At 60.1% G+C, this 14,535-nt stretch carries 16 protein-coding genes and 1 other RNA gene; 5 read left to right on the top strand and 12 right to left on the bottom strand.

The genetic code is table 11. From position 1 onward, the window contains the following. Positions 1-34 precede the first annotated feature (34 nt). The 4 genes from cysS to LC094_RS15165 are packed head-to-tail and all read left to right on the top strand — an operon-like array spanning position 35 to position 4,447. A complete protein-coding gene (gene cysS, locus LC094_RS15180; protein WP_226553630.1) occupies positions 35-1,468 on the top strand; it encodes a cysteine--tRNA ligase in 1,434 nt (477 codons plus the stop codon). Then, positions 1,468-3,108, top strand: coding sequence for a citramalate synthase (gene cimA, locus LC094_RS15175; RefSeq protein ID WP_226553629.1), 1,641 nt, complete (start codon positions 1,468-1,470; stop codon positions 3,106-3,108). The genes cysS and cimA overlap by 1 nt, the downstream gene beginning before the upstream one ends. A 9-nt stretch (positions 3,109-3,117) precedes the next feature. Next, entirely contained in the window at positions 3,118-3,666 is a 549-nt protein-coding gene (locus LC094_RS15170; RefSeq protein WP_226553628.1) for a phosphatase domain-containing protein, read from the top strand. A gap of 1 nt (position 3,667) precedes the next feature. Continuing rightward, entirely contained in the window at positions 3,668-4,447 is a 780-nt protein-coding gene (locus LC094_RS15165) for a squalene/phytoene synthase family protein (protein ID WP_226553627.1), read from the top strand. Here LC094_RS15165 and LC094_RS15160 read toward each other — a convergent pair. From LC094_RS15160 to LC094_RS15135, 6 genes are all read right to left on the bottom strand, one after another. Further along, positions 4,420-4,653 (bottom strand): ribbon-helix-helix domain-containing protein, encoded by a 234-nt coding sequence (locus LC094_RS15160; protein ID WP_167600817.1) that lies wholly within the window; start codon positions 4,651-4,653, stop codon positions 4,420-4,422. The two genes, LC094_RS15165 and LC094_RS15160, sit on opposite strands and share 28 nt — an antisense overlap. A gap of 8 nt (positions 4,654-4,661) precedes the next feature. Next, the gene (locus tag LC094_RS15155; protein ID WP_226553626.1) at positions 4,662-4,847 is read right to left on the bottom strand and encodes a DUF4169 family protein; all 186 of its coding nucleotides are present in this window, start codon (positions 4,845-4,847) and stop codon (positions 4,662-4,664) included. 29 nt (positions 4,848-4,876) lie between these two features. Beyond that, positions 4,877-5,857: a serine hydrolase domain-containing protein gene (locus LC094_RS15150; RefSeq protein ID WP_226553625.1), complete on the bottom strand. Its 981-nt coding sequence runs from the start codon at positions 5,855-5,857 to the stop codon at positions 4,877-4,879. Positions 5,858-5,942: 85 nt separating this feature from the next. After that, complete coding sequence (locus LC094_RS15145; protein ID WP_226553624.1) at positions 5,943-6,251, bottom strand: hypothetical protein; 309 nt, start codon at positions 6,249-6,251, stop codon at positions 5,943-5,945. Between the two features lie 155 nt (positions 6,252-6,406). Then, positions 6,407-7,798, bottom strand: a complete 1,392-nt coding sequence (gene fumC / locus LC094_RS15140; RefSeq protein WP_226553623.1) for a class II fumarate hydratase — start codon at positions 7,796-7,798, stop codon at positions 6,407-6,409. 140 nt (positions 7,799-7,938) lie between these two features. Continuing rightward, on the bottom strand, positions 7,939-8,496 hold the full coding sequence (locus LC094_RS15135; protein ID WP_226553622.1) for a class I SAM-dependent methyltransferase: 558 nt from the start codon (positions 8,494-8,496) through the stop codon (positions 7,939-7,941). Positions 8,497-8,689: 193 nt separating this feature from the next. Here LC094_RS15135 and LC094_RS15130 point away from each other — a divergent pair, with 193 nt between their 5' ends. Beyond that, entirely contained in the window at positions 8,690-9,412 is a 723-nt protein-coding gene (locus LC094_RS15130; protein ID WP_226553621.1) for a DoxX family protein, read from the top strand. 80 nt (positions 9,413-9,492) lie between these two features. Here the strand turns inward: LC094_RS15130 and LC094_RS15125 are convergent, their stop codons facing one another. The 6 genes from LC094_RS15125 to LC094_RS15100 form a co-directional block, all read right to left on the bottom strand. Further along, positions 9,493-9,984, bottom strand: a complete 492-nt coding sequence (locus tag LC094_RS15125; protein ID WP_226553620.1) for an SspB family protein — start codon at positions 9,982-9,984, stop codon at positions 9,493-9,495. A gap of 75 nt (positions 9,985-10,059) precedes the next feature. Continuing rightward, on the bottom strand, positions 10,060-11,352 hold the full coding sequence (gene chrA, locus LC094_RS15120) for a chromate efflux transporter (protein ID WP_226553619.1): 1,293 nt from the start codon (positions 11,350-11,352) through the stop codon (positions 10,060-10,062). A 76-nt stretch (positions 11,353-11,428) separates the two neighbouring features. After that, complete coding sequence (locus LC094_RS15115) at positions 11,429-12,208, bottom strand: phytochelatin synthase family protein (RefSeq protein ID WP_226553618.1); 780 nt, start codon at positions 12,206-12,208, stop codon at positions 11,429-11,431. A 186-nt stretch (positions 12,209-12,394) separates the two neighbouring features. Further along, complete coding sequence (locus LC094_RS15110; protein WP_226553617.1) at positions 12,395-12,832, bottom strand: nuclear transport factor 2 family protein; 438 nt, start codon at positions 12,830-12,832, stop codon at positions 12,395-12,397. A 204-nt stretch (positions 12,833-13,036) separates the two neighbouring features. Beyond that, positions 13,037-13,413: a transfer-messenger RNA gene (ssrA, locus tag LC094_RS15105) on the bottom strand. 69 nt (positions 13,414-13,482) lie between these two features. Further along, the gene (locus LC094_RS15100) at positions 13,483-14,523 is read right to left on the bottom strand and encodes an ABC transporter substrate-binding protein (protein ID WP_226553616.1); all 1,041 of its coding nucleotides are present in this window, start codon (positions 14,521-14,523) and stop codon (positions 13,483-13,485) included. Positions 14,524-14,535: the final 12 nt, after the last annotated feature.

The raw sequence follows: 14,535 nt of genomic DNA, 5'->3' as shown, positions 1-14,535 counted from the left end.
TAAGCCCGCGGGGGACACCCTGAGGGACTAGCTTATGACCATCAAGCTCACCAATTCGAAAACGCGCAAGAAAGAGATTTTCGAGCCGATCGACCCGAACAATGTGCGGATGTATGTCTGTGGTCCGACGGTTTACGACCGCGCCCATATCGGCAACGCGCGGCCTGTGATCGTGTTCGATGTGCTCTACCGGCTGTTGCGCCATGTCTATGGGCCGGATCACGTCACCTATGTGCGCAACTTCACCGACGTGGATGACAAGATCAACGCGCGCGCGGCGGAGAGTGGGCGCTCGATCCGCGAGATCACCGACGAGACGACCGGGTGGTATCTCGACGACATGCGCGCGGTGGGGGCAATGGACCCCGACCAGATGCCGCGGGCGACCGAATTCATCGGCGCGATGATTTCGATGATCGAAGGGCTGATTGCGAAAGGCCACGCCTATGCCGCAGAGGGCCATGTGCTGTTTTCCGTCGAGAGCTATAAGGACTACGGCAAACTCTCGGGCCGCTCCATCGACGATATGATCGCGGGCGCCCGCGTCGAAGTGGCACCCTACAAACGCAACCCGATGGATTTCGTGCTGTGGAAACCGTCGTCGGACGAGCTGCCGGGCTGGGACAGCCCGTGGGGCCGGGGGCGTCCGGGCTGGCACATTGAATGCTCGGCGATGTCTTATGAGCTTTTGGGTGAGAGTTTCGACATTCACGGCGGCGGCAACGACTTGATGTTCCCGCACCATGAAAACGAGATTGCGCAGAGCTGCTGCGCCCATCCGCAGGGCGGCTTCGCGCGCTATTGGCTGCACAACGAGATGTTGCAGGTCGAGGGCAAGAAAATGTCCAAGTCTCTGGGCAATTTCTTCACCGTGCGGGATTTGTTGGATGGTCATGACGGGATGCCGGGCGTGCCGGGGGAAGTAATCCGCTTTGTGTTCCTCTCGACACATTACCGCAAGCCGATGGACTGGACGGCGGAGAAGGCGGAGCAGGCGAAGGCGACTTTGAAGAAGTGGCGAAGCCTGGGGAGCAGCGCTCTCGGAACTGGAAACGCTGATCCACGGGTTCTGGAAGCCATTGCCGATGACTTGAATACGTCGAAAGCTATCTCTGTCCTTCATGAAATGGCGAAGAAAATTCAAAATCAGCAACGGCACGATACTCCACCTGATGAGGTGGAAGACTTTGTTGCTTCCGCACGTTTGCTCGGTCTTTTAGAGGACAGAGCAAATATGGGGGCTTGGGTTTTCGAGGGCGCTGTTGGGAAGTTAATTGACCTCACCACCTACGCCGATCATCTCTTCGCCCTGCGCCAATCCGCCATGGAAACCAAAGACTTCTCCGCCGTCGACGCGATGAAAACCGCGCTCTTGGACGCGGGTGTCGAGGTGCGTATGTCTAAAGCTGGCGTGGAACTTGATGCGGGCCCCAACTTCGATGCGGCGAAACTTGAGGGGCTACTTTGATGACCACAGCCAGCACCAAAGACCGCCTCTACCTCTACGACACCACACTCCGCGACGGCCAGCAGACCCAAGGCGTGCAATTCTCCACCGAGGAAAAGCACCTGATCGCCGATGCGCTCGACCATCTCGGCGTCGATTACATCGAGGGGGGCTGGCCCGGCGCCAATCCGACCGACAGCGAATTCTTCGCCGACGCGCCCAAGACCAAAGCCCGTTTCACCGCCTTCGGCATGACCAAACGCGCCGGGCGCTCCGCCGAGAATGACGAGGTGCTCGCGGGCGTGTTGAACGCGGGCACGGACTCCGTCTGTCTCGTCGGCAAGACCCATGATTTCCACGTCACCACGGCGCTCGGAATCACGCTTGAGGAAAACATCGAGAACATCGAAAAATCCATCGCCCATCTGGTGGCGCAAGGCCGCGAGGCGCTGTTCGATGCCGAGCATTTCTTTGACGGCTTTAAGGCCAACCCGGACTATGCGATCGCCTGTTGTCAGGCCGCCTACAAGGCTGGCGCGCGCTGGATCGTGCTTTGCGACACCAACGGCGGCGCGCTGCCCAGTGAGGTCTATCAGATCACGCTCAAAGTCATCGAGGCGGGCATTCCCGGCGCACATCTGGGCATTCACACCCATGACGACACCGGCAACGCCGTCGCCAACAGCCTCGCCGCCATCAACGCCGGCGCGCGGCAGGTGCAGGGGACATTGAACGGCCTCGGCGAGCGCTGTGGCAATGCCAATTTGATGACGTTGATCCCGACATTCCTGTTGAAAGATCCGTATAAGTCGACGCTCGACACAGGGGTCACGGAGGACGCCCTGAAGAGCCTCGTCAAGACCTCGCGCATGCTCGACGACATCCTGAACCGGGTGCCGCTGCGCTCCGCGCCTTACGTCGGCGCTTCGGCCTTTGCGCATAAGGCGGGGCTTCATGCCTCGGCCATTCTCAAGGACCCGACCACCTACGAACACATCCCGCCCGAAACCGTCGGCAACGCGCGGATCGTGCCGATGTCCAATCAAGCGGGACAATCGAACCTGCGCTCGCGTTTGGCGGATATGGGGCTTGAGGTGTCGGAACGGGCCGACCTTGGCCGCATTCTTGAGCGCATCAAACAGCGCGAAAGCGAGGGCTATTCCTACGACACCGCGCAGGCCTCCTTTGAACTCGAAGCGCGTCGCGAATTGGGCCTCATGCCTGCGTTTTTCGAGGTCGAGCGCTACCGCGCTACGGTCGAACGCCGCCGCGATGCAAAAGGCCGCGAAATCCATCTCTCCGAGGTCACGGTCGTGGTCAATATCGCCGGAGAACGCCACCTGTCGGTCTCCGAAGGCATCATGGCCGACGGCAACGACGGCGGGCCTGTGAACGCCCTCTCAAAAGCGCTGGTGAAAGATCTCGGGCCATATTCCGAACTGATCTCCGACATGGAACTCGTTGATTTTAAAGTCCGGATCACCAATGGCGGCACCGAGGCGCGCACCCGTGTCATCATTGATCACGAGGACAGTCTGGGCCGCCGCTGGTCCACCGTGGGCGTGTCCTCGAACATAATCGACGCCTCCTTCGAGGCGCTTTTGGATGCGGTGCTGTGGAAACTTTTGCGCGACGGTGCGACGGCGCTTGGGGCGGAATGAGGGGGCAGAATGACGGAGCGTGCTTTCTTTCGGCCGCCATCGGCAGGTGCGCCTGAGGCGGATGACATTCTGCGGATGCAGGACGTGCATCTGGGGCCGGTTGATATCTATGTGCCGGATGTCGGGACGCTTTATTGCGATATTGACGGCACGCTGGCGGATATAGCCCATCGACGCCGCTTTCTTGAACGCACACCGAAAGATTGGAAAGCGTTCAAATCCACGATGCATCTCGACGCGCCCATGTCCGAGGTGATTGCGGCGGTCAAACGCTTGTATGCTGCGGGATGGAATGTGGTTTTGATGACGGGGCGCGACGCGGCAAGCCGGCGGGTCACCCAAGACTGGCTCAAGCAGTTCGACGTGCCCTATGCGGCCATATTCATGCGCGCAGATGGCGATTATCGCCGCGACGATTTGGTGAAGGCCGACCTGATGGCCGAGGCTGAGGACGCAGGGTTCAGAGCGGATCTGGTGTTCGATGATCGCGATCAGGTGGTGCGCATGTGGCGCAACAGCGGGCTGACCTGTGTGCAGGTCGCAGAAGGAAATTTTTGATATGAGCGTTCAGGCCTGTGCAGAGATCGTCCAAAAGGGCGATGAGGACCGGTTTCGTGCCACCATGGCCGCGCCTCTGGCCGCGCGCGAGGTGTTGTTCCCGATCCATGCCTTTTGTCTTGAGGTCGCGAAGGCGCCTTGGGTCACGCAAGAAGCGATGATCGCCGAGATGCGGTTGCAGTTCTGGCGCGATGTGTTGCAGGAGAAAATCGACGGCAAGGCGCCGCGCGCTCATGAGGTGGCGGGGCCTTTGGCGCAGGTGTTGGACACGGCTTCGGCGCAGGCTTTGGATGCCACGGTGACCGCGCGGCAATGGGACATTTACCGCGATCCGCATGAGGATGCGGCGGCCCTTCGGACCTATCTGCACAACAGCTACGCCATCCCGATGCACCTCGCAGCCCGTCTGCTTGGTGCACCGGAATCCGCGACCAAAGCGCTTAATGCTCTGGGCTACGCGGGTGGCTTGGCGCGCTATCTGATGGCCATTCCGGGGTTGCAATCGGCGGGGCGGATTCCGCTCGTTGACGGTCGCCCTGAAGCGGTCTCGGAGCTTGCAAAAGAGGCCTTGGAACAGGGCCGTTGGGGCGCGCAGAAATTGGGCAAATTGACCAAAACCGCCCGCGCGCCGATGATCGACGCGGTGATGCATTTGCCGGTTCTGAAGCAGGCGGCAAAAGACCCGGATGCGGTTTTAGATGGGCGGTTGGGGCAGGGACCCGCGCGCAAATCCTTGCGGCTGGCTGTGGCGTCTCAATCGCCCAGTTGGGCTTTTTTCTGAGTGTAATCGAGCACATAGACCCGGATCGCCGAGGCCAACCCGCTGTCCACGCCGCGCAATTCGTCGATTTCGGCGGCCAGCACATTGACTGGGATGTCGCGCTCTTTGGCGATGCCGCGAAAGGCGCGCCAGAACGGTTCTTCGAGCGACACAGAGGTGCGGTGGCCGTGCAAAGTCAGCGAGCGTTTGACCGGGCGGCCCATCAAGAGCGCGCTCATGTGTCGTCTCGCTTATGTGCGTCCAATTCCGATTTCGCCTTGGCCTTCTGCGCCTCTTCGAGGGCTTTTTGCGCCTTGGTGCGACCGAATTTCACGGCATTCTGATCGCCCTCGGCGCGCTTGTTTGCGCGGGCTTTCTGTTTGCGAAACTGGTTCAGATTGGTGACGTTATCGGTGCTCATGGGGTGGAATGATACCGCAAGGGTGGGTTTTACGCCAGTGCCAAAATCGGCCCGTCCAACAACGCCATCAGCGCGCCGAAATAGCCCTCTGAGCGCGCCGGGCGGTTCGGGTCTGAGCTGATCGCGACAGCCAAATCGCGCTCCGGGTGGGCGGCGATGATCTGGCCACCGTAGCCGCGCGCAAGGATGTAACCACTATCGCTCAGGAACCAGCCGTAGCCATAGGACATGCCGGACCAGGGCGAGCGAGTGCGGGCCGTGGTGGAGGCCTCGATCCAAGCTTGCGGCAGGACCTCGCGACCCTCGAACCAGCCGCCATCGCGCAGCATTGTGGCGATTCTCAACATGGCGCGGGGCGTGAGCGCCATTTCATTGCCACCCATGTAATAGCCCTGCGGATCGCGGGTCCAGGGCGGGATCTCGATGCCCAAAGGCTGGCCCAAGATGCGGCGCATCTGGGTTAAAAGCGTCTCGCCGGTGGCCTCGGACAGTGCGGCGCCCAAGAGATGGGTGCTGCCGCTGGAATAGATCATTCGGCCGCCCGGTTCGGCTTCCATCTCGCGGGTCAGGGCGTAGCTGTTCCAGTTCGCGGCATTGACCCAGGCGCCGTAATTCGGCCCGGAGGTCGAGGCCAGTCCTGCACGTAGGCTGACGAGGTTTTCCAAGGTGATGTCGCGCACCTTTGGGTCAGCAGAGGCGGGAATGAGGCGGGGGGCAACCTCGCCCAGCGTGGCAGTGATTGAGGGAACGGCGCCTGACGCAATCGCGTCGCCGAGGCACAGCGCCACGAGGCTTTTGGAACAGCTTTTGATGTTGGTCAGCCGGTCCAACCCGCCGCCGCGTGGGGCCTCGGCAAAAATCACCTCAGAGCCGCGCTGCACCTGCAGGGACTGGAGTTGATCGAGGCCGTTCACGGTGTCTGAGAGAGACGTGCCCTGCGCCCAGGCGGGGCGAAGGGCGGTGAGGGCGAGGGCCGCAGAGGCGGCTGTGAGAATCTGGCGACGATACATGCCGCCAGACTGTCATAGGTTTTGAGCTTTGAGGACTCACGGGCGATCACAGTCCCGCGGGTCATTCGCTAAGCGAGATTTGTCCTTAGTTTTGAGGGGCGTAGGAGCGCATCACCTCTTCGTAGCGCGCGGTGGTGATCTCCGGGTTGTGCGTCTGGACGCAGGCAACCATTTCCGGGCGCGCCCCATCGGGGGCGGCGGCGTCACCGGCTTGGTAACGTTGCTTCGCGGCTTTCATCTCTTCGCGCGAAGGACGGTTGGCTTTGAAACATTGGGTCAACTCCTGTTTGGTGAGGCCCAGGTCTTTGGCGATGTCTTCGACCGGGAAACGGCCCTGTGCCGTGGCGGGCAGGGCAAGGGAGATGAGAAGCGGGGCTGCAAGAAGGAATTTCATAGACTGTCTCCTGTTTGATTGAGCCTCTGATACGGGCCTCCCCGCCGCCTTCCGTCGCGCAAAAAGAAAGGCGACCCGAGGATCGCCTTCACTTTAATTTGTCATGTTTTCAGCGTAGGGAGACGCTGTTTCGCGCGTAGCGGATCAGGTTTCGATCAGTCCTTCGGACCGATCATCTGCTCCGGGCGGACCACGGCGTCAAAGGTCGCCTCATCCACAAAGCCCAGCTTGATCGCCTCTTCCTTGAGGGTCGTGCCGTTTTTGTGCGCGGTCTTCGCGACTTTGGTGGCGTTGTCGTAGCCGATGGTCGGCGCCAGCGCGGTCACCAGCATGAGGGACTCGTGCAGCAGTTTCTCGATACGCGGCTCGTTGGCCTCGATGCCCGCCACCATGTTGTCGGTGAAGGCCGAGGCGCTGTCGCCGAGCAATTGCATCGACTGGAGCACGTTATAGGACATCATCGGGTTGTAGACGTTCAGCTCGAAGTGACCTTGGGAACCCGCGAACCCGACGGCGGCGTCATTGCCCATGACATGGGCGCAGACCATGGTCAGCGCTTCGGCCTGGGTCGGGTTCACCTTGCCCGGCATGATCGAGGAGCCCGGCTCGTTTTCCGGCAGGATCAGCTCGCCCAGACCGCAACGCGGGCCGGAGCCGAGAAGACGCAGGTCGTTGGCGACTTTGAACAGGGACGCTGCGACGGTTTTCAGCGCGCCGGAGAACATCACCATGGCGTCATGTGCAGCGAGCGCTTCGAATTTGTTCGGGGCGGTCACAAACGGCAGGCCGGTGATTTCGGCCATGTTTTTGGCGACAGCTTCCGCCCAGCCTTTTTTCGTGTTGAGACCGGTGCCGACAGCCGTGCCGCCTTGGGCCAACTCGTAGATCGCGGGCAGGCACATCTCGACGCGCTTGATGCCCATGCGGACCTGATGCGCGTAGCCGCCGAATTCCTGACCCAGCGTCAGAGGCGTCGCGTCCTGGGTGTGGGTGCGGCCGATCTTGATGATGTCTTTGAATTTCTCGGCTTTTTCCTCGAGCGCTGCGGCCAGTTTGTTCAGCCCCGGAAGCAACACGTCACGCGCCTGCATGGCGATGCCGACATGCATGGCAGTCGGGAAGGTGTCGTTCGAAGACTGGCCCATGTTGCAGTGATCGTTCGGGTGCACCGGATCTTTCGACCCCATCGTGCCGCCCAGCATTTCGATCGCGCGGTTCGAGATCACCTCGTTGGCGTTCATGTTGGACTGGGTGCCGGAGCCGGTCTGCCAGACGACGAGCGGGAAGTTGTCGTCGAATTTGCCGTCGATCACCTCGGTGGCGGCGGCGACGATGGCGTCGCCCAGCTCTTTTGCCAGCTTGCCCTGCGCCATGTTTTCCATCGCACAGGCTTTTTTCACCACGCCCAGAGCGCGGATGATTGGCACCGGCTGACGTTCCCACCCGATGGGGAAGTTCATGATCGACCGCTGGGTCTGCGCGCCCCAATATTTGTCGGACGGGACTTCGAGCGGGCCAAAGCTGTCGGTTTCGGTACGGGTGGTCATCGGGGCACTCTCCCATGCTATGCCAAAGATTGCTTTGGCTATAAGGCCTCAAACAGGGGCTTGCAATGTATACCGAGGCATACATGTCGGTGATAGCGCTAAAAAACGACGCGATGCACCGGGATGCACCGCGACGGGCGTCAGCTCACGCGGCGACGGTATTCGAATACGCGCGCCGGCGGCAGGTTGGCCCAGACCGTGCCGCGCTTCTCGGACACAAGGCCTAACTCTCCCTGCATCTCCGGCGTGATCGGCGAAGAGTTGGCATAGGTGATCTGGGTGAAAAACGCGCCCGGTGCCATGACCTCAAAGGCTCGGCCCACAACGGCCCGTTGCAGTGCGGGTTTCGCCAGCACCGGCACGCCCGAAATCACCGCGCCAATGTTGCTGAGCCCAATGTCGCGGATGTCTTCGGCGGGTCGGTTGATGACATGGACACCTGGGAATTTCTCGCACAGCTCCACACAGAACCGTGGGTTCAGTTCGAGGAGTGTGAGCCGCGCAGGATCGATACCACGCGCAAGGATTTCGCGGGTAAAGGCGCCAGTGCCCGCGCCGATCTCGACGATGGGGCCGGAAATATCCTCGACACCGCGAGTCATGAGACGCGCTGTGGCGGAGGACGAGGGGGCAATGGCGCGGACCTCATCGGGATTGCGGATCAATTCTGAGAAAAAAACGGCAAAATCGCGCGGCATGATGTCCTCCTGTTTGTGATAGAGGTGCGCGCGCAGCAAGGCGGACGCAAGGGAGATTGTGCCGCTGTTACGCAAACTTCACGCGGTTGTATCGTGCCTTTCATACTGCGGGTACGGTGCGGGCACACTGCGGCCACGCTGCGGATGACGTCGCTTCAGGCCTTTGTGATTTTGGTGGGTAAATGCGCAATGATTGTTCAAATATGCGCATGGGGTATGCTGTTCTTTGAGGGCAACGAAGAATTGCCACAGCTTTGACGTACCGGGTACCAATGCGGCGGTCAGGCGCGCGGCAATTCGCCCCAAATGCGCCTTAAGTGTACGTTTTCAGGAGTTTATTATGCAGGAAATGACGTCGGGACCTCGCGAGCGATTGATCCTTCCGTTTCTCGCTTCGTTATATCACGGTTTTGCGCAGCCCTTTGGCTGGTTGGCTTTTCGCGTGATCATCGGCGGCCTTTTGATGGTCGAGGGTTGGCCAAAAATCACCGCGCCGATGGGGCAGGTGGGATTTGTCGAAAATGTGGTTGGGCTGCCTGCCGGTTGGTTCTTTTCGCCGCTTTTGGCGATCTTGCAATTCTTTGGTGGCGCCATGATTGCTGTGGGTCTGGTCACCCGTCCGATTGCCTTGATCAACGCTGTGATGTTGCTTGTGACGCTGTGGTTTCACATGTCGCACCCCTATGGCGACGCGTTCCTGACGCCTGAAGGCTTGGCCTTTCTTAAGGACCATACGAGCTATTTGACGGCCCAGGGACAGGCGCGTCTGCTCGGGGACGGCGGTGCCGCATTCTTGCATCAGGTCCAGCTCAAGGCTGAATTCAATTCGACATTCTGGTTTGCTGGCGCGGCGATCATCGCGGCGTTTGGCGGGGGCAAGCTGTCGCTTGATCGTATGATCGGCAAAGAATTCTGAGACATAACACGCAAAAACAAGAAAAGCCGCTCTCAAGGGAGCGGCTTTTTCATGTTCTGGAATGATCCAAAACGAGACATTTACTTGCGGAACTTGTCCAGAGAGACAATCTCTGCCTCTTTCGGCCCGCTGCTTTTCTCCGGCTCGTCTTTCGGCTCGAAAGAGGTCACCTCTGCGTCATGCGGGATCTCGTCCTCGTCCATTTCCTCGACATCGTACTCCTGCGTCTCGAACCGCAGGCCGAATTCGACGGAGGGGTCCACGAAGGTGCGGATCGCGTCGTAAGGGATATAGAGAGGCTCCGGGCTGTCGCCAAAGTTCAGCGTGATCGCGAACCCGTCTTCGGAGACCTCGAGATTGTCGAACCAATGCTGGATGACGATGGTCATTTCCTCGGGGTAGCGATCCGACAGCCAGTCGGCCAGCTCCACATCCGGGTGCATCGTGTCAAAGGTGATAAAGAAATGATGATCCCCCGGCAGACCGTCCTTGGCCACGCCATCGAGCACCTTGCGGATCAGTCCGCGCATGGCGTCGTGCATGAGGTTGCCATAATCGATGGTTTTGGCCATCCGAGCGTCCTTTCCTTATCCCTTCCTCGCAGCATAAGGGATTCTGTGGCAGAGGGAAGAGGCCTTTGAAGGGGCTCACATTGTGCCGATCTCACCAGTGCCGATTTCAACCGCGCCCAGAGCTAATCCGGCCAAGGCCATAAGGGCCAGCGTGACCATCAGGCCGCGTTTGAACACAAAGAGCAGGATGGCTGCGAGGGTCACGAGCGCGAGCGCTTCGAGCGACAGGCTGTTCAGATCGGGCAGGGTGAGTCGCAACGGCCCGAGGCTTTGTGACGAGACGCGGGTGAAGAGAACATGCAGTGCAAACCACCACGACAGCGAGGCGATCACACCGACGACGGCGGCGGTGACGGCCTTGAGCGCGGCGTCCAATCTGGGCCGCGTGGCGATCCAGTCGATGTAAGGCGCGCCTGCGAAAATCCATAGAAAACAAGGGATAAATGTCACCCAAAGTGTGACCAACGCGCCGAGGATGCCACCAAAGACTCCCAAAGGTGTGGCAGCCATATAGCCCACGAACTCTGTCACGAGGATCAGGGGGCCGGGCGTGGTTTCGGCCAGCCCCAAGCCATCGAGCATCGCCTCGGGCGTCAGCCAACCGTGGTTTTGCACCGCCTCCTGCGACATATAGGCCAAGACTGCATAGGCGCCGCCAAAGGTCACGACCGCGAGTTTCGAGAAAAACAAGGCGATCGCCAAAAGCCGTTCTTGCCCCGCGAGCCACAACCCGATCAAGGGCGCCGCCCAAAGCGCGCCCCAAAGGGCCAGCGTGCGGGGCAGATGCGTGGCTTTTGGGGCATTGGTCGTCTGTGCCGAGGCCTTGGCCGTCAGTGCGCCATAGAGACCAGCGCCCAGAACGATCAGCGGAAAGGGCGTGGCGAAAAAACTGATCAGCGCAAAGGAGAGCGCCGCCAAGACCCAGCGGCTGCGTGTGCCGAGGGCCTTTTTGCCCAATCGGAACAGGGCCTGAATGACGACCAGAACCACCGTGGCCTTGATCCCGGCAAACAACGCCTCGGAGGCGGGCAAGTGGCCGAAATGCGCATAAAGCGCCGCGAGCGCCAGCATCACAAGCGCGCCGGGGGTTGTGAAAAACAGCCCCGCGATCACGCCGCCCGGCACGCCGCGCAGGCGCCAACCGGCATAGGTCGCAAGCTGCATCGCCTCGGGGCCGGGGAGCATCATGCAAAAGGAGAGCGCGGAGAGGAAGCCGTCCTCAGAAAACCAGCGCCGGTCTTCGACCAATTCGCGGTGCATCACCGCGATCTGCGCCGCCGGTCCGCCAAAGGACAAAAGCCCGATCCGGGCGAATGTTTTCAGGAAAGCCGAAAAATCCGGGTGATGTGGAACGGGCTGGGGCGACATGGGAGAGCCTCGGTCGGGAACCTTTGCTGTCTTGGTAGCCGCCCCAGCCTGTGGGTCAAGTCTTAGGTTTCAGGTCTTAGCTTTGAGGCGCGAGACGGACAAGGCCGCCGGTCTGGCCTTCGAGCACGCCGTGCTCCTCCGACGTCGGTTTGAGCATCGCTTCCAAGAGCACTGTGGTCGGCGTCCAATAGGGGATGTACCAGTCCTGATCGACCTCAAGGATCAGCACCTCATCCTTGGCGGCATCATAGGCGCCGATCAGCGACACATGCGGGCCGTCCCAATCGCCGGTCACAACGCCTTGGTTGAAATAGACCATGAGCGCGTCGTCAGAGCTTTCTTCGTTTTGGATCAGCCATTTGCGGGTGGTGTCTAACGTCGCCCCGCTGGCGTCCGCCGGTTTGAACGCTGTCACGCCATAGCCCTCAAGACCCGCGACCGGCAGGGCCGCCGTGGCATAGGTGACGAGATCGTCGAACATGACGCCATCGCCGCCTTCGGCCGAAATCTCCGACCAATGGGCGTCGCCAACGGCCTCCAAGAGGTCGGGCTGGGTCATCACCGTGTCTTCGGCATTGGCGGGCAGGCCAGCCAGTCCGTTGACGGCGGCGGTCACCGTGGCCACGCCACAGGCGGAGCTGGTGAACTGTGGTTTCACATAGGGCGCGAAGGCCCAGTAATCCGGCGCAGGCGCGGCTCTGAGATAGTCCGTGGCTTCGGTCACTGGGGTGGCGTTGGGGCCGAGTTTCGGCAGAGGGGCCTCGTCTTCGGCATGGGCGGCGAGGCCGGTACAGAGGGCCAGCGGCAGGGCAAGAGAAAGGGCAAGCGCCTCAGGCAAAGCAACGGTCAGTTTCATATGTCACCTATTTGAAAAACGGGTCATGACCGTGGAGCTATCTCTGCCGACACGCGATCCCGCCCGCTTACTTTTGATCAAATTTCAGGATTGGCAAGGGAAACCGAACCAGACCTTTGCAGGCGGGGCGAGGGTGCCGCGTTTTCAGGCGAAGACGGTCAGCCGTAGACTGTTCCTCAAAGGCTGTCAGCTCAGGGTTTCTCCCGCCAGCATGAGCGCGATTGAATCCTTGGGCAAATTGCCCATCTGTTCGAAATAGCTGACGAAGTCATAGCTGTTATGGGCCTCGATGATCTTGCCGTTTCTCAGCCGGATCATCACCTGTCCGGGAATGTGAATCGGCGACATGTCGGAGGCTTTTTGCGCATGAAGCGTCATCCGCACCCAAACGCGGTCGTCCATTTCCATCGAATCTTCGATGCTGAAACTCACATTGCGGACAGCGTGAAGGACGGCGGGAACGAGGCTTTGAAAATCTTCGATCTGGGCCGCGAAATCGGTCATCAGGCCGCTGGCCATTGCCTCGACATCGAAAAAATCGGCGACGGCGTCGAGATTGCCCTCAACCCAGATTTTTTCATACCACGAGGTGAGAATTTCGAGCCCGGTCACGATGTCGCCCATTCATTTTGATGCGTTGCCCCTATGGGATACGCCCAAAATCTAAAGGATTGGTTGCCAGCGCAGAAAAATCTTGCGTCCCTCTCTCATGCGACAGGGGAAAGTGCAGGATTCTGTTGCCAGGCTCCTTCACGATGCGATTTGCAGTCGCCTGAAGGTAGCCCATCCGACTTGAGAGGGAGCGATAAGTGCAAAGGTGGGGAAAGAGGTGCAGGATTCTGTTGCCAGGCTCCTGCGGGCCCCGCCTTACGCTGCTAGGCGAAAGGGCTTAGATTTCGATATTTCGCACAGCTTACGCTGCGAGAGCCATCGGAGCTTTGTTGTCGTTTGCAACTAGCTTAAGTGAACCGATAACGGTGGTATCTCACCGAGACAAAGCAAAACCCCTTTAGACGTCCGTCGATCCTATTTCGTCCCCATGATCCAATCTCTTGCCGGTCTCAAACGAAGACCGAAGAGGGGTATTTGGTGGAGACGCCGGGTACCGCCCCCGGGTCCGATCCGCTTATTACGAGCGCGTTTATGTCCATAGTCGCCTAAGCGACATCCCACATGTAAGCGATGGGAGGCAGGGTTTCAAGGGGTGGTGATACAAGGCGAAACGCCGCCCTTCTGACAGGGCGGCGCTTGTTTTTCGGTGCGATCGTAAAGCCTTAGAACCCGGCTTTGATCTTTTCGAACTCTTCGGACTGCTTTTCACGCAGCTCGACAGACATCGGCAGCTGGGCCAGAACCGGCACGTCGATCGGCTCGAGGCCACCGGCGACGAGCGCCTCTTCGCCCAGCGTCGCCAGACCTTCGGTGTTCGAGATGCCGTAGCCTGCGTCCATCAGGACAGCGGCGTTCGAGGCGTCGAGGAAACCGTTGATATAGTCATAGGCTTTCTCTTCCGAACCGGGGCCGTCTTTCAGGTTCACGTAGCCGCAAAGCCAGAGCGAGGAGCCCTCGGTGGTTTCACGCTGGAAGCCCACCGGGAAACCTTCCTCGACCAGCGTCGGATAGGTTTCGTTCCACGCCCAGGAAATCAGAACTTCGCCTGTCGCCATAAGCTGTGCCAGCTCCGCCGGATCGGTCCAATAGGTGCGCAGGTTCGGATGCACCTCACGCAGCCAGTTCGAGGCGGCTTCGAATTGCTCGTCCGTTGCCGTGGTCCAATCCGTGGTGCCGGTCGCCAGATAGGCCAGCGCATAGGCGTCGTCCACATTGTCCGGCAATGTCATGCGGCCCGCGTATTCCGGGTTCTTGAACACCTCCAAAGAGGCGACGGCTTCGGCCGGCACTTCGTCCGTATTGTAGGCGATGGCGGTTGAGCCAAAATCGGTCGGAATGAAATAGGCGCTCGCGGCCGCCACGTCAGAGCCCAGAAGGTTGCTGTCGAGTTTGGCATATTCGGTGATCTTCGCAGTGTCCCACGGCTCGAGAATGCCGCTTTCCTCCCATTTCTTCACGGAACCCGCGCAGACGTGGCTGACGTCGGCCTTGAAGCCCGACACGAGTTTCTGAAGCGCTTCGTCTTCTTCGCCGAAGAAGGCGAAAGACGGCTGAACACCATTCTTTTCGGCGTATTTGGTGTGGAATTCAGGCGCTTCGAAGCCCGAGTAATCGAACACCAAAAGCTCCGGATCTTCGGCGAAAGCCGCCGCCGCGAGAATGCTGAGCGCTGCGCCGCCCAAAAGGGTTTTCATCATGGTCATGTCATCTCCCTG

It is taken from the genome of Celeribacter naphthalenivorans, from assembly GCF_020524585.1.
GTDB lineage: Bacteria > Pseudomonadota > Alphaproteobacteria > Rhodobacterales > Rhodobacteraceae > Celeribacter > Celeribacter naphthalenivorans.
This window is presented reverse-complemented; position numbering and strand designations above follow the sequence as displayed.

Coding starts and splice junctions, on each gene's coding strand:
- cysS (WP_226553630.1), top strand. CDS start 35: ATGACCATCAAGCTCACCAATTCGAAAACGCGCAAGAAAGAGATTTTC.
- cimA (WP_226553629.1), top strand. CDS start 1,468: ATGACCACAGCCAGCACCAAAGACCGCCTCTACCTCTACGACACCACA.
- LC094_RS15170 (WP_226553628.1), top strand. CDS start 3,118: ATGACGGAGCGTGCTTTCTTTCGGCCGCCATCGGCAGGTGCGCCTGAG.
- LC094_RS15165 (WP_226553627.1), top strand. CDS start 3,668: ATGAGCGTTCAGGCCTGTGCAGAGATCGTCCAAAAGGGCGATGAGGAC.
- LC094_RS15155 (WP_226553626.1), bottom strand. CDS start 4,847: ATGAGCACCGATAACGTCACCAATCTGAACCAGTTTCGCAAACAGAAA.
- LC094_RS15150 (WP_226553625.1), bottom strand. CDS start 5,857: ATGTATCGTCGCCAGATTCTCACAGCCGCCTCTGCGGCCCTCGCCCTC.
- LC094_RS15145 (WP_226553624.1), bottom strand. CDS start 6,251: ATGAAATTCCTTCTTGCAGCCCCGCTTCTCATCTCCCTTGCCCTGCCC.
- fumC (WP_226553623.1), bottom strand. CDS start 7,798: ATGACCACCCGTACCGAAACCGACAGCTTTGGCCCGCTCGAAGTCCCG.
- LC094_RS15135 (WP_226553622.1), bottom strand. CDS start 8,496: ATGCCGCGCGATTTTGCCGTTTTTTTCTCAGAATTGATCCGCAATCCC.
- LC094_RS15125 (WP_226553620.1), bottom strand. CDS start 9,984: ATGGCCAAAACCATCGATTATGGCAACCTCATGCACGACGCCATGCGC.
- chrA (WP_226553619.1), bottom strand. CDS start 11,352: ATGTCGCCCCAGCCCGTTCCACATCACCCGGATTTTTCGGCTTTCCTG.
- LC094_RS15115 (WP_226553618.1), bottom strand. CDS start 12,208: ATGAAACTGACCGTTGCTTTGCCTGAGGCGCTTGCCCTTTCTCTTGCC.
- LC094_RS15110 (WP_226553617.1), bottom strand. CDS start 12,832: ATGGGCGACATCGTGACCGGGCTCGAAATTCTCACCTCGTGGTATGAA.
- LC094_RS15100 (WP_226553616.1), bottom strand. CDS start 14,523: ATGACCATGATGAAAACCCTTTTGGGCGGCGCAGCGCTCAGCATTCTC.